The organism is Sedimentimonas flavescens (genome assembly GCF_025154035.1).
In the GTDB taxonomy this organism is placed as follows: Bacteria; Pseudomonadota; Alphaproteobacteria; order Rhodobacterales; family Rhodobacteraceae; genus Rhodobacter; species Rhodobacter flavescens.
Map to the genome: position 1 here is coordinate 69855 of NZ_JAOALJ010000007.1, position 13223 is coordinate 83077.

Below are 13223 nucleotides of genomic sequence, written 5' to 3' on the forward strand. Positions count from 1 at the left end.
ACTGCCAGCCGTGACCAGACCCGTCCCCCTCCTCCGCGCCCTGATCTCTGTTTCCGACAAGACCGGGCTGATCGACTTTGCCCGCTCGCTCTCGGCGCGCGGTGTCGAGCTGCTCTCGACGGGCGGCACGGCGAAGGCGCTGCGCGAGGCCGGGCTGAGCGTGCGCGACGTGGCCGAGGTGACCGGCTTCCCCGAGATGATGGATGGCCGCGTCAAGACTCTGCACCCCAAGGTCCATGGCGGCCTGCTGGCGCTGCGCGACAATGACGAGCATCTGGTGGCCATGGCCGCCCATGGGATCGAGCCGATCGACCTGCTGGTGGTGAACCTCTACCCGTTCGAGGCCACCGTCGCGAAAGGCGCCGATCACGAGGATTGCATCGAGAATATCGACATCGGCGGCCCGGCGATGATCCGCGCGGCCTCGAAGAACCACGCCTTCGTGGCGACGGTGGTCGATGTGGAGGATTACGGCGCGGTTCTGGCGGAACTCGACGCCAATGACGGCGCGACCACCTATGCTTTCCGCCAGCGTCTTGCGCAGATCGCCTATGCCCGCACCGCGGCCTATGACGCGGCTGTCTCGACCTGGATGGCGCAGGCCATCGGCGAGGAAACCCCGCGCCGCCGCGCTTTCGCCGGCACACTGGCCCAGACCCTGCGCTACGGCGAGAACCCGCACCAGTCGGCGGCCTTCTACCTTGACGGCTCGAACCGCCCCGGCGTTTCGACGGCCAAGCAGCATCAGGGCAAGGAGCTGTCCTACAACAACATCAACGACACCGACGCGGCCTTCGAGCTGGTGGCCGAATTCGGCACCGACAAGCCCGCCTGCGCGATCATCAAGCACGCCAACCCTTGCGGCGTGGCCTCGGGCGCGAGCCTGACCGAAGCCTACGGCCGCGCCTTCGACTGCGACCGCACCTCGGCCTTCGGCGGCATCATCGCACTGAACCAGACGCTGGACGGTGCCACCGCCGAAGAGATCTGCAAGATCTTCACCGAGGTTGTCATCGCCCCCGAGGCGACCGACGAGGCCAAGGCGATCTTTGCCGCCAAGAAAAACCTGCGCCTGCTGACCACCGGCGCGCTGCCCGATCCGAAATCGACCATCACCACCTATCGTCAGGTCGCCGGTGGCTTCCTCGTGCAGGGCAAGGACAATGGCGCGATCTCGATGGACGACCTCAAGGTCGTGACCGAGCGCCAGCCGACCGAGCAGGAACTGCGCGATCTGCTGTTTGCCTGGAAGGTCGCCAAGCACGTCAAGTCGAACGCGATCATCTACGTCAAGGATGGCGCCACCGTGGGCGTCGGCGCGGGCCAGATGAGCCGCGTCGATTCGACCCGCATCGCGGCGCGCAAGGCGCAGGACATGGCCGAGGTCATGGGTCTGGCCGAGCCGCTGACCAAGGGCTCGGTCGTGGCGTCGGACGCCTTCTTCCCCTTCGCGGACGGGCTGATCACCGCAGCCGAGGCGGGCGCGACGGCAATCATCCAGCCCGGCGGCTCGATGCGTGACCAGGAGGTCATCGACGCGGCGAATGAACGCGGCCTCGCAATGGTCTTTACGGGGATGCGTCACTTCCGTCATTAATAGCTCGAGCGGCCCGCGTCACGGGCGCGGGCCGCTCTACGATTTTTTTATGTTTGTTTAGGGGTTGGGATGCGGCTGACCGTCAAGATTGCGGCAATCATCCTGATGCTCGACCAGATGACCAAATACCTGGTCGTGCATTATCTCGAACTCGACCGCGTCGGCGCGATCGATGTGCTTCCGCCATGGCTCAATCTTCGGATGGCCTGGAACCAGGGCATCAACTTCGGCCTGTTCTCGGGCGAGGCAAGCTGGTCGCGGTGGGTTCTGATCGCCGTGGCGCTGGCGATCTCGGCCTGGGTCTGGATCTGGATCGCGCGCGACCAGCATTCGGCGCAGGTCAAGATTTCGGCCGGTCTGCTGATCGGCGGGGCGCTTGGCAACGTGATCGACCGTGTGGCCTATGGCGCGGTGGCCGACTTTCTGAACATGTCGCTGCCGATCTGGAGGAATCCCTATTCGTTCAACGTCGCCGATATCGCGGTTTTCCTTGGCGCGGCCGGGCTGATGCTGTTCACCGGCAACGACTCGGCTCAGCAAAAGTCCTGACGCCTTTCTGGCGTGACGCGGCCAAAGCGATAGGCTAAGAGGATGGGGAAACAGGTGAGGGAGTGGCCCATGCAGGCAACCATCGGCAAGCTCGGGATCGCATTTGCGACCGTCCTCGTGCTGTCGGCCTGTGGCGGCGGCGATGATGAGCCCCGGCTGATGCATCTGCGTTCGGCCACGCAGGGCCCGGACGAATTCGGCATCCTGCCGACCAAACCGCTGCAGATGCCGCAAGACCTCGCCGCGCTGCCCGCACCCACGCCGGGCGGCACCAACATTACCGACCCGACGCCCGGAGCGGACGCCATTGCCGCCCTCGGCGGCAACCCCGCGCGCCTCAAGGCAGGCGGCATCCCGGCCTCGGACAGCGCACTTGTTGCCCAAGCGGCGCGTTTTGGCACCTCGGCCAATATCCGCGAGCAGCTGGCCGCCGAAGACCTTGAGTATCGCCGCGCCAATGACGGTCGCCTGCTCGAACGCCTGTTCAGCGTGAACGTCTATTACCATGCCTACGAACCCATGAGCCTCGATCAGGAGGCCGAGTTGGAGCGTTGGCGCAAGCTGGGCCTGCGCACCCCGGCGGCCCCGCCCGGCGGCATCGCCCAAGCGGCATCGGGTAACTGATCAATATCCCGTCAGGCGGGTTGCCACCGGCCACCCAGCCCGTAAGTTGATCCCACATAACGGAGGGATCATTGGTGCGCGCCTTTTTCGCTGCGGCTGTTGCATGGCTGGCTGCCTGGCCCGTCTGGGCCGAAAACGTCACCCATTTCACGCTCGACAACGGCCTTGAGGCCGTGGTGATCGAAGATCACCGCGCCCCGGTCGTGGTGCATATGGTCTGGTACAAGGCCGGATCGGCGGATGAACGGCGCGGCAAGTCGGGAATCGCCCATTACCTTGAGCACCTGATGTTCAAGGGCACCGACTCGATGGCCGCGGGGGAGTTGTCGAAAACCGTCTCGGCCAATGGCGGGTCGGACAATGCATTCACCTCCTATGACTATACCGCCTATTACCAGCGCATCGCCGCCGACCGGCTGGAGCTGGTGATGAAGATGGAAGCCGACCGGATGCGGCATCTCAAGATCTCGCCCGACGACTGGCAGACCGAGCGCGACGTGATCCTTGAAGAGCGCGCGCAACGCACCGACAGCGACCCCGGCGCTCTCTTCGGCGAACAACGCAACGCCGCGCAATATCTCAACCATCCCTATGGCACGCCGGTCATCGGCTGGCGGCAGGAGATGGAGGCCCTGACCCGCGACGATGCGCTGGAATGGTATCGCCGCTATTACGCGCCCAACAATGCCGTTCTGGTGGTGGCGGGCGATGTGACCCCCGAGCAGGTCAAGGCGCTGGCGCAGACCTATTACGGCCCGCTTGAACCCTCGGCCGACATTCCGCCCCGTGTCCGCCCGCAAGAGCCGCCGCAACTGGCCGAACGGCGCCTCGTGTTCCCCGATCCGCGCGTGGCACAGCCCTATGTCTCGCGCAGCTACCTCGCGCCCGAGCGTGACCCCGGCAATCAGAAAGAGGCCGCCGCGCTGACGATTCTGGCCGAGGTTCTGGGCGGCAATCCGCAGACCTCTGTGCTGGCGCGCAAGCTGGTCTATGGCAGCGGCACGGCGATCTATGTCTCGGCCTTCTACGATGGCATGGCGATCGACGACACGACCTTTGGCCTCGCCGCGATCCCCGCCGCCGACATGTCGCTCGAAGAAACCGAGGCCGCGATCGACACCGCGTTGGCCGAGTTCCTGCACGAGGGCATCGACCCCGCACAGTTCGAGCGTATCCGCACCCAGATCCGCGCCTCGGAAATCTACGCGCAGGACAACACGCAGGCGCTCGCCCGCCGTTATGGCGAGGCGCTGACCTCGGGCTTTTCGGTCGAAGATGTCCAAAGCTGGCCCGATGTGCTGATGTCCGTCACCGAGGAAGAGGTGATGCAGGCCGCCCGTTCCGTCTTTGACCGCCGTCAGGCCGTGACCGGATACCTGACCCGCCCCGCCGTGGAGGCCACCCAATGATCCGCTTCGTTCTGGCCACCCTGACCGTGCTTAGCCTGACGCTGCCCGCCCGCGCGCTCGATATTCAGCAGGTCACCTCGCCCGGCGGGCTCAATGCCTGGCTGGTCGAGGCCCATGACATCCCCTTCACCGCGCTCGAGATCCGCTTTCGCGGCGGCGCAAGCCTTGATGCGCCGGAAAAGCGCGGCGCGATCACCCTGATGGCCGCGACGCTTGAAGAGGGCGCGGGCCAGATGGATGCGCAGGCCTTCGCCGAGGCGACCGAGTCGCTGGCCGCGCAGTTCAGCTTCGACGTGGATGACGACACGCTGAAGATCTCGGCGCGGATGCTGACCGAGAATCGCGACAAGGCGGTCGACCTGCTGCGCGAGGCGCTGACCAACCCGCGCTTCGATCAGGTGGCGGTGGACCGCGTGCGCGGGCAGGTGCTGTCGATCATCGCCTCGGATGAGGAAGATCCCAACGCCATCGCCGGGCGGACCTTTCGCCAGCTGGCCTATGGCGATCATCCCTATGGCTCCTCGCTCAACGGCACGGCGGAAAGCGTCAAGGCCCTCTCGCGTGAGGATATCTTCGACGCGAAAGCCCGCGTGATGGCGCGCGACCGGTTGGTGATCTCGGCCGTGGGCGACATCACGCCGGCGGAACTGGGCGTGCTGCTTGACCATCTGCTGGGGGACCTGCCCGAAACAGGCGCACCGATGCCGCCGCGGGCCGAGCTTGGCCTGGCCGGGGGCGTGAGCGTGGTCGATTACGACACGCCGCAATCGGTGGTGATCTTCGGTCAGCAAGGGCTGCCGATGGATGACCCGGATTTCTTCGCGGCCTATGTGATCAACCAGATCCTGGGCGAGGGCGGCTTTGCCTCGCGCCTGATGGAAGAGGTGCGCGAGAAGCGCGGCCTGACCTACGGGATCTATACCTACCTCGCGCCCAAGGATCTGGCCGAGACCTGGCAGGGCTCGTTCGCCTCGGCCAATGGCAAGGTCGCCGAGGCCATCGCCGTGACCCGCGCCGAATGGGCGCGCATGGCGACGGGCGAGGTCACCGATCAGGAACTGAACGACGCCAAGACCTACCTGACCGGCGCCTATCCGCTGCGCTTCGACGGCAACGGGCAGATCGCCGGGATTCTGGCGGGGATGCAGCTCAATCACATGCCGATCGACTATGTGAACACCCGCAATGCCAAGGTCGAGGCGGTCACCAAGGAAGACATCAAACGCGTCGCGCAGCGGTTGCTCGATGCCGATGCGCTGCGCTTTGTCGTGGTTGGCAAGCCCGAGGGGCTCGACACGAGCGCCTCGAACTAAGCGATCCCGAATCTGTTGGGCTTGGCCGAGGGCTGTGCTATCCCTTGTAGGATGAATGCACAGCCCCCCAATATAGGCGCAAATCGCCCCGTCATCCGGCAACTTGACGATGCCGCCGCCAACCGCATCGCGGCGGGCGAGGTGGTGGAGCGTCCGGCCTCGGCGGTGAAAGAGCTGATCGAGAACGCGCTTGATGCCGGGGCCTCGCGCATCGAGATCGCCTATGCCGATGGCGGCAAAACGCTGATCCGCATCACCGACGACGGCTGCGGCATGACCGCCGAGGATCTGCCGCTGGCGATGAGCCGCCATGCCACCTCGAAGATCGACGGATCGGACCTGCTCAACATCCACACCTTCGGCTTTCGCGGCGAGGCGCTGCCCTCGCTTGGCGCGGTCGGGCGGCTGACCATCACCTCGCGCGCCGAAGGGTTCGACGCCGCGCAAATCACCGTTGCGGGCGGGCAGATCGGGCCGGTCAAACCCGCCGCGCTCAACCGGGGCACCGTGGTCGAGCTGCGCGATCTGTTCTACGCGACGCCCGCGCGGCTCAAGTTCCTGCGCACCGACCGCGCCGAGGCGCAGGCCATCGCTGATGTGGTCAAGCGTCTCGCCATGGCCGAGCCCTATGTCAGCTTTCGCCTGATCGACACCTCGGGCGGCAATGAGCGCGAGATCTTCCGCGCCGATGCCGAACAGGGCGAGCTGTTCGGTGCGCTGTCGGGGCGGCTCGCGCGTGTGCTTGGCCGCGACTTCGCCGACAACGCCCTGCCCATCGACGCCGAGCGCGAGGGCATCCGCCTGACCGGATACGCCGCCCTGCCCACCTATTCGCGCGGCGCTGCGGTCGAGCAGTTCCTCTTCGTGAACGGCCGCCCGGTGCGCGACAAGATGCTGATCGGGGCCCTGCGCGCGGCCTATATGGATTTCCTCTCGCGCGACCGGCACCCTGCAGCGGTGCTGTTCCTCAGCTGCGAACCCGAGCGCGTGGACGTCAACGTCCACCCCGCCAAGGCCGAGGTGCGCTTTCGCGAATCCGGCGTGGCGCGCGGGCTGATCGTGGGTGGGCTGCGCCATGCGCTGTCGCAGGCGGGGCATCGGGCCTCAAGCACCGTGGCGAGCGCGACGCTTGGCGCAATGCGCCCCGAGGAACCCGTGTCCCCGCGCATCTACCAGATGGACCGCCCGAGCCTTGGCGCGATCCGCAGCGCCTATAGCGCGCAGGCCCCACTGAACCAGCCAAGCTTCGCCGAGGCCTCGCCGGTGTTCGACGCGCCCATTGCCCCCTCGGCCCGCGTGGCAGACCCGGCGCCGCAGCCCGAACTGACGGCCAAGCCCTTGGGTGCCGCCCGCGCACAGGTGCATGAGAATTACATCATCGCCCAGACCGAGACCGGGATCGTCATCGTCGATCAGCACGCGGCACATGAGCGGCTGGTTTATGAGCGCCTCAAGCGGCAGATGGCCGAAAAGGGCGTCGCCGCACAGGCGCTGCTGATCCCCGAGATCGTTGAACTCTCGCCCGGCGATGCCGCGCGACTGCTGGATCTGGCCGACGATCTCGCGCGTCTCGGCCTTGGCATCGAGCCCTTCGGCGGCGGCACCGTCGCGGTGCGCGAAACCCCGGCGATATTGGGCGAGATCAACGCTGCGGCGCTTCTGCGCGATGTGCTGGATGAGCTTGCGGACCTTGGCGACAGCCAGCTTGTGCAGGCCCGCATCGAAGCGGTGCTGAGCCGTATGGCCTGCCATGGCTCGATCCGCTCGGGCCGTCAGATGCGCGTCGAAGAGATGAACGCCCTCCTGCGCGAGATGGAGGCCACCCCCCATTCCGGCCAGTGCAACCACGGCCGCCCCACCTATGTCGAGCTACGGCTTGGCGATATCGAACGGCTTTTCGGACGGACATGATCACCATCGGCACCCATCAGATCGACCTTGGCGACCCGCTTGTTCTGGCGCTGCTGATCGGCGGCGGGCTGATCGTGCTTTTGCTGATCATGGTGCTGCGCGCGGCGGGGCGTTCAGCCCAGGCGATCGACCCGCTGGCGGGCCATATGGTGCAGCTTTCGCAGCGTGTGCAGGCGCTCTCGGACGGGCAGCACCAGCTTGCCGGGGGGCTGCATCACGTCTCCGAGGCGCAGGCCATGAGCCAGACCAAGGTGCTGGCCCTGATGGAGCAGCGCCTGGCCGATGTGAACCGCTCGATGACCGAAAGCCTGCACGGCACCGCCACGCGCACGGCACGCTCGCTAGGCGATCTGCACCAGCGGCTTGAGGCCATCGACAAGGCTCAGGCCAATATCGAGAAGCTCTCGGGCGATGTGCTGGGGCTGCAGGACATCCTGTCGAACAAGCAGACCCGTGGCGCCTTTGGCGAGATCCAGCTCAATGACATCGTGCACAAGGCGCTGCCCTCGGACAGCTACACGATGCAGGCGACGCTTTCAAACGGACGGCGGGCGGACTGTCTGATCCATCTGCCCAACCCGCCCGGCCCCATCGTGATCGACTCGAAATTCCCGCTGGAGGCCTATGAGGCCCTGCGCCGCGCCGAGAACCAGAGCCAGCTGATCGAGGCGCAGCGGATGATGCGTATTGCCGTACGCAGCCATATCAAGGCGATTTCTGAGAAATACATCCTTGAGGGCGAAACCGCCGACGGGGCGCTGATGTTCCTGCCCTCCGAGGCCGTCTATGCCGAGTTGCACGCCAATTTCCCGGAACTGGTGCGCGAAGGCTTCACCGCCAAGGTCTGGATCGTCAGCCCCACGACCTGCATGGCCACGCTCAACACCATGCGCGCCGTGCTGAAAGACGCGCGGATGCGCGAGCAGGCCGGGGCGATCCGCAAGGAGCTGGCCGCGCTTTACCAGGACGTCGATCGTTTGGGCACCCGTGTGGGCAATCTTGACCGGCATTTCACCCAGGCCGCCAAGGATATCGAGGAAATCAAGATCTCGGCCGAGAAGGCCGGTAAGCGCGCGCATCGCCTTGATAATTTCGATTTCGAGGAACTTACCCCCGAACCCGACGACCCGCGCATCGTCCAGATCAAACCCTGAGCGATTGCGCTTGCGCAGGGCCGTAACTGGCGCGAAACTGGCGCCATACGGAGGACGTTATGCTACCGATCAGCCCCGCCAAAGTCGCCCATGTCATCGTTCGCGCCCGCAAGTTCGACGCCGATCTGCCGGGCTCGGGGCAAGGCCGCGAATTGCGCGCCTTTATCGCCGCGTTGAACGAGGAAGAGCAGGCCGCGCTGACCGCGATCATGTGGGTCGGGCGCGAAACCTTTGATGCGAGCGAATTCGACGAGGCCTTCAACACCGCCCGCGCCGAGGCTACGGCCCCGACCGAGGATTACCTCATGGGTGTGCCGATGCTGGCCGATTACCTCGAAGACGGGCTGAGCGCGCTTGGCATAGACCCCGAAGACGCCGAGCAGGAGGCCTATCCCTCGGTATGAAAAAGGCGGCCCTGAGGCCGCCTTTCCAATTCACGCCACCAGACGGTAGCCGCCGGATTCGGTCACCAGCAACCGCGCGTTCGAGGGATCGGGCTCGATCTTCTGGCGCAGGCGGTAGATGTGCGTTTCCAGCGTATGCGTGGTAACGCCCGCATTGTAGCCCCAGACCTCATGCAGCAGCACGTCGCGCGGCACCACGCCATCGGTCGCGCGATAAAGGAACTTGAGGATGTTGGTTTCCTTCTCGGTCAGCCGGATCTTGCGCTCTTTCGCGTCGATCAGCATCTTCATCGCGGGCTTGAACGTATACGGCCCAAGCTGGAACACCGCGTCCTCGGATTGCTCATGGGTGCGCAGCTGCGCGCGCAGACGCGCCAGAAGGACCGGGAACTTGAACGGCTTGGTGATGTAGTCGTTCGCCCCCGAGTCGAGCCCCAGGATCGTGTCGGCATCGGTATCATGGCCGGTCAACATGACGATCGGGCATTTCACGCCCAGCTTGCGCAGCTTCTTGCACAGCTCACGCCCGTCGGTATCGGGCAGACCGACGTCAAGAACCACGAGGTCGTATAGTGCGACCTTCGCCTTCTCTACCCCTTCCACGCCCGAGCCTGCCTCGAACACTTCGAAATCGTCGGTGGCGATCAGTTGCTCGGCCAGCGCCTCGCGCAGATCGGTATCGTCGTCAACCAGAAGGATCTTTTTCAGACCAGCCATGGGTGCCTCCCTTTCGTCAGCTCTGTTCGTTGGGGCCAAGCTGAGGCCCGATCACGTGCACGGCAAGGGGTGTGAAATCTTTCTCACGCGGAGGTGACGCCAGCGCGGGATATGTTTCAATTTGTTGCACAAACGATTATGTCACGAGCTATGGATACCGCCCTTTCCCTTGGCCCGACCCCTGCCGAACGGCTCAACCGCGCGCGCGCCGATCTGCGCATGGGGCTGCCTGTTGTGCTGTCCGACAGCTGCCTTGCGGTCGCCGTCGAGACGCTCAGCCCCGCGCGGCTTGCGGCGCTGCGTACCCTCGGGCCACTGGTACTGGTGCTGACCGCGCGCCGCGCCGAGACGCTGAAGGCGCGGATCTATGATACCGATCTGGCCCGCATCCGCGTGCCCGCCGATGCCGAGCTTGACTGGCTTCAGGCATTGGCCGACCCGGCGGACGATCTGGCCATGCCGATGAAAGGCCCGCTCAGCGCCGAGCGGGGCGGAGACGCAACCCTTGCCCGGGCCGCCATTGCGCTGACGAAATCCGCGCATCTGCTGCCCGCCGCGATCCTCGCACCGCTGCCCTCGCCCCCGACCGAGGGGCTGACGGCGCTCGACGCCAATGATGCGCTGCGCGAGATCGCCGCCGAGACGGTCCTCGCCCCCGTTGCCGCCGCCCGTGTGCCGATGCGCGCAGCAGAGAAGGGCCGACTGCACATCTTTCGCCCCGATGACGGCGGCGAGGAACACTACGCCATCGAGATCGGCTCCCCCGCGCGCGACAAACCCGTGTTGGCGCGGCTGCACTCGGCCTGCTTCACCGGCGATGTGCTTGGGTCGCTGAAATGTGACTGCGGGCCGCAGCTTGACGCCGCGCTGACGCAGATGGGGCATGAAGGCACAGGCATCCTGCTCTACCTCAACCAGGAGGGGCGCGGCATCGGCCTGGCCAACAAGATGCGCGCCTATTCGCTGCAAGATCAGGGCTTCGATACGGTCGAGGCGAACCACCGCCTCGGCTTCGAGGATGACGAGCGTGACTTCCGCATCGGCGCGGCCCTGCTGAAGAAACTCGGCTTTCACGCCGTGCGCCTGCTGACCAACAATCCCGCCAAGGTGCGGATGCTTGAGGCAAACGGGATCAAGGTCATCGAGCGCGTGCCGCTGCGTGTCGGTGTCAGCCGTCATAACGCGGCCTACCTTGCCACCAAGGCGGAAAAATCGGGGCATATCCTGTGATGCGCCTCACGCCCACCGGGCTGCGGGTCGGCAACCGGACGCTCCCCCTCGAGATCGGCCGCGGCGGTCTGCGGCGCGACAAACGCGAAGGCGACGGCGCAACCCCGATCGGTCGCCTGCGCATCCTCGAAATGTTCTGGCGCGCAGACCGCCTGCCCCGCCCCGCGCCCTGGGCACGCCCGATCGGTCCACATGATCTGTGGTGCGATGCCGTCGATCACCCACACTACAACCAACGCGTCCGCGCACCATTCCACGCCAGCCACGAAACCCTGCGCCGCGCAGACCCGCTCTACGACATCGTCCTCGTCACCGACTGGAACTATCCGACGGCGATGCCCGACCATGGCTCGGCCATCTTCCTGCATCAGCGCCGACGCGCGGGCTACCCGACCGCAGGCTGCCTCGCGTTCAGACGCGCGGATCTGCTCTGGCTCGCCCAACGCCTTGAACCCGGCGCCGAGATCGAGATCCCGCCGCTCGCCTGCTTTCTCCTGGAGCAAAATACCTCGGGGTCCGGGGCAGCGCCCCGGGGCCTGCCGCATGACAAGGTTTAAGCCCTACCGCGCACCGTAATCCCGCGCGCCGAAGATGGCCGAACCCACGCGCACATGCGTCGCCCCGGCGGCAATCGCCGCCTCGAAATCACTGCTCATTCCCATCGACAAGCCGCTTAGCCCGTTCCGCGCCGCCATCTGCGCAAGCATCTGAAAATGCGGCGCGGCGTCCTCGTCTTCGGGCGGAATGCACATCAGGCCCACGACCGGCAGATCCATCGCGCGCGCCTCGGCCACGAAAGCATCCACCCCGTCCGGCAGCACGCCCGCCTTCTGAGGCTCGGCGCCGGTGTTGACCTGAACGAATAACTCGGGGCTCGTGCCGCGCGCCTGCGCAAGATTGGCCAGCTTGACGGCAAGAGAGGGGCGATCGAGCGTGTGGATCGCCTCGAACAACTCCACCGCCAGCTTGGCCTTGTTGGTCTGCAAAGGGCCAATCATATGAACCTGCGCACCCGGAAAGGCCGCACGCCATGCGGGCCACTTGCCTGCGGCCTCCTGCACGTAATTCTCACCAAAGAGGCGATGCCCCTCGCGCAGAACTGCCTCGACCCGCTCGGCCGGTTGTACCTTGGAGACGGCAATCAGCGCGACAGCCCCCGCAGCGCGACCCGCTGCCGCCTCAGCCTGCGCAATCTTCGCAGTGATCTCGCTCAATCCCATGGAACCATCCTTTTGGCACAAGACACCACGTCAGCGCATAAAAGAAAAGAGCGGGCCAAGGCCCGCTCTCGCATCGTACTGTCCGTTGGGATCAGAACGAGAAGGTCACACCGAGATCGGCAACGGTGTCGCTATCGATCGCGCCGATACCACCCGCCAGCTGGGCGCCGCCGCCGAGCTCGTATTTCGCGCCGATACCGTAAGCATCCACGCCGGGCGCGGTGAGCGAATCGTCATCCGCCTTGGCGTAGGCGGCTTCGAACAGCCACGGGCCGGTCACGTAGGAGCCGTAGATGCCATAGGAAGTGCCATTATCGGTGGCATCGGTGACATAGATATGGCCGGCAAAGCCATTCGCCTCATAGCCAAGCAGCAGCGAGGTCGTGTTCACGTCGAACGAGCCGTCCTCGTAGTGATCGTAGGTCAGGCCGAAGTTGAACGCGCCCTGATCGTAGCCGACACCCAGACCGTAATCTTCATAGATGGTGTGCACCGAAACGCCGAAGGTGAAGTCGCCGGTCGCGTAATCCCAACGCACATCGGCCTCACCGAGGAAGCCAGCGTCTTCGGCGATGTCGTCGATGCCGATTCCGTCGAAACCGATATCCTGAAGGCCGTAATCGTCTGCGATCGGGTCGATCACACCAACCGAGATGGTGCCGAACGCGCCCGACGCGAAAACCACGCCGCTATAGTCCTGATTGTCGCCGTCTTCGTAGTCCGACTCGAGGGTCACCGAGGCACCGAACGTCAGGCCCGTATCCGTCTCCATCGTACCGGTGATATCGAGTTCAATAGAATACCAGCCAGCGGTTTTCTTGTCCGCATAGTCAAGACCAAACTCGCTGTATTTGAAGCCCATGTTGGCTTCGCCGCTCATGGTCACTTCGGCCGCCGCAAAGCCCGCCGAGAAAACCAGCGCGGTGGTCGCAAGAAGAACGTTCTTCATAATCTGCCCCTTCATTCGAGAACGGCGATGAAACCTCGCCGTGTGCTGAGGAGACAATGCGCGCAAACGAGGGCCGCTTCAATCGAGCCGGTAACAGCGCACGATCTTTCCGCGCAACTGCGGCATCGGCGCTACAAAAAAACCGC

13 protein-coding genes are annotated in these 13223 nt (G+C 65.2%); 10 read left to right on the forward strand and 3 right to left on the reverse strand.

The window, feature by feature from the left end:
• The first annotated feature begins 10 nt into the window (after positions 1–10).
• The 8 genes from purH (at position 11) to N3C64_RS13565 (ending at position 8961) form a co-directional block, all read left to right on the forward strand.
• Complete coding sequence (gene purH / locus N3C64_RS13530) at positions 11–1597, forward strand: bifunctional phosphoribosylaminoimidazolecarboxamide formyltransferase/IMP cyclohydrolase (RefSeq protein WP_260014859.1); 1587 nt, start codon at positions 11–13, stop codon at positions 1595–1597.
• A 69-nt stretch (positions 1598–1666) separates the two neighbouring features.
• Positions 1667–2146, forward strand: coding sequence for a signal peptidase II (gene lspA / locus N3C64_RS13535; RefSeq protein ID WP_218630425.1), 480 nt, complete (start codon positions 1667–1669; stop codon positions 2144–2146).
• A gap of 69 nt (positions 2147–2215) precedes the next feature.
• Entirely contained in the window at positions 2216–2770 is a 555-nt protein-coding gene (locus tag N3C64_RS13540; RefSeq protein ID WP_218630424.1) for a DUF3035 domain-containing protein, read from the forward strand.
• Between the two features lie 74 nt (positions 2771–2844).
• On the forward strand, positions 2845–4179 hold the full coding sequence (locus N3C64_RS13545; RefSeq protein ID WP_260014860.1) for a M16 family metallopeptidase: 1335 nt from the start codon (positions 2845–2847) through the stop codon (positions 4177–4179).
• Positions 4176–5492: a M16 family metallopeptidase gene (locus N3C64_RS13550; RefSeq protein WP_218630422.1), complete on the forward strand. Its 1317-nt coding sequence runs from the start codon at positions 4176–4178 to the stop codon at positions 5490–5492. The genes N3C64_RS13545 and N3C64_RS13550 overlap by 4 nt, the downstream gene beginning before the upstream one ends.
• A 51-nt stretch (positions 5493–5543) precedes the next feature.
• Positions 5544–7403 (forward strand): DNA mismatch repair endonuclease MutL, encoded by a 1860-nt coding sequence (mutL, locus tag N3C64_RS13555; protein ID WP_260014861.1) that lies wholly within the window; start codon positions 5544–5546, stop codon positions 7401–7403.
• Positions 7400–8557, forward strand: coding sequence for a DNA recombination protein RmuC (locus N3C64_RS13560; protein ID WP_260014862.1), 1158 nt, complete (start codon positions 7400–7402; stop codon positions 8555–8557). Before mutL ends, N3C64_RS13560 begins: the two co-directional genes overlap by 4 nt.
• 59 nt (positions 8558–8616) lie before the next feature.
• The gene (locus tag N3C64_RS13565; RefSeq protein ID WP_260014863.1) at positions 8617–8961 is read left to right on the forward strand and encodes a DUF3775 domain-containing protein; all 345 of its coding nucleotides are present in this window, start codon (positions 8617–8619) and stop codon (positions 8959–8961) included.
• A 30-nt stretch (positions 8962–8991) separates the two neighbouring features.
• Here the strand turns inward: N3C64_RS13565 and N3C64_RS13570 are convergent, their stop codons facing one another.
• On the reverse strand, positions 8992–9678 hold the full coding sequence (locus N3C64_RS13570; RefSeq protein WP_218630418.1) for a response regulator transcription factor: 687 nt from the start codon (positions 9676–9678) through the stop codon (positions 8992–8994).
• 150 nt (positions 9679–9828) lie between these two features.
• On the opposite strand from N3C64_RS13570, the gene ribA reads away from it, so the two are divergent.
• Positions 9829–10908 carry a GTP cyclohydrolase II gene (gene ribA / locus N3C64_RS13575; protein ID WP_260014864.1) on the forward strand — a complete coding sequence of 360 codons (1080 nt, stop codon included), beginning with the start codon at positions 9829–9831 and terminating at the stop codon, positions 10906–10908.
• On the forward strand, positions 10908–11465 hold the full coding sequence (locus N3C64_RS13580; protein WP_260014865.1) for a L,D-transpeptidase family protein: 558 nt from the start codon (positions 10908–10910) through the stop codon (positions 11463–11465). The genes ribA and N3C64_RS13580 overlap by 1 nt, the downstream gene beginning before the upstream one ends.
• A 3-nt stretch (positions 11466–11468) precedes the next feature.
• Here N3C64_RS13580 and N3C64_RS13585 read toward each other — a convergent pair whose 3' ends face one another.
• Together N3C64_RS13585 and N3C64_RS13590 are read right to left on the reverse strand one after the other, a co-directional pair.
• The gene (locus N3C64_RS13585; protein WP_260014866.1) at positions 11469–12128 is read right to left on the reverse strand and encodes a YggS family pyridoxal phosphate-dependent enzyme; all 660 of its coding nucleotides are present in this window, start codon (positions 12126–12128) and stop codon (positions 11469–11471) included.
• Between the two features lie 91 nt (positions 12129–12219).
• Entirely contained in the window at positions 12220–13077 is an 858-nt protein-coding gene (locus N3C64_RS13590) for a porin (RefSeq protein ID WP_260014867.1), read from the reverse strand.
• Between the last annotated feature and the right edge of the window lie 146 nt (positions 13078–13223).

What these genes read in the sequence shown, in the direction of transcription:
- lspA (WP_218630425.1), top strand. Translation starts at nt 1,667, where the DNA reads ATGCGGCTGACCGTCAAGATTGCGGCAATCATCCTGATGCTCGACCAG.
- N3C64_RS13540 (WP_218630424.1), top strand. Translation starts at nt 2,216, where the DNA reads ATGCAGGCAACCATCGGCAAGCTCGGGATCGCATTTGCGACCGTCCTC.
- N3C64_RS13550 (WP_218630422.1), top strand. Translation starts at nt 4,176, where the DNA reads ATGATCCGCTTCGTTCTGGCCACCCTGACCGTGCTTAGCCTGACGCTG.
- mutL (WP_260014861.1), top strand. Translation starts at nt 5,544, where the DNA reads ATGAATGCACAGCCCCCCAATATAGGCGCAAATCGCCCCGTCATCCGG.
- N3C64_RS13560 (WP_260014862.1), top strand. Translation starts at nt 7,400, where the DNA reads ATGATCACCATCGGCACCCATCAGATCGACCTTGGCGACCCGCTTGTT.
- N3C64_RS13565 (WP_260014863.1), top strand. Translation starts at nt 8,617, where the DNA reads ATGCTACCGATCAGCCCCGCCAAAGTCGCCCATGTCATCGTTCGCGCC.
- N3C64_RS13570 (WP_218630418.1), bottom strand. Translation starts at nt 9,678, where the DNA reads ATGGCTGGTCTGAAAAAGATCCTTCTGGTTGACGACGATACCGATCTG.
- ribA (WP_260014864.1), top strand. Translation starts at nt 9,829, where the DNA reads ATGGATACCGCCCTTTCCCTTGGCCCGACCCCTGCCGAACGGCTCAAC.
- N3C64_RS13580 (WP_260014865.1), top strand. Translation starts at nt 10,908, where the DNA reads ATGCGCCTCACGCCCACCGGGCTGCGGGTCGGCAACCGGACGCTCCCC.
- N3C64_RS13585 (WP_260014866.1), bottom strand. Translation starts at nt 12,128, where the DNA reads ATGGGATTGAGCGAGATCACTGCGAAGATTGCGCAGGCTGAGGCGGCA.
- N3C64_RS13590 (WP_260014867.1), bottom strand. Translation starts at nt 13,077, where the DNA reads ATGAAGAACGTTCTTCTTGCGACCACCGCGCTGGTTTTCTCGGCGGGC.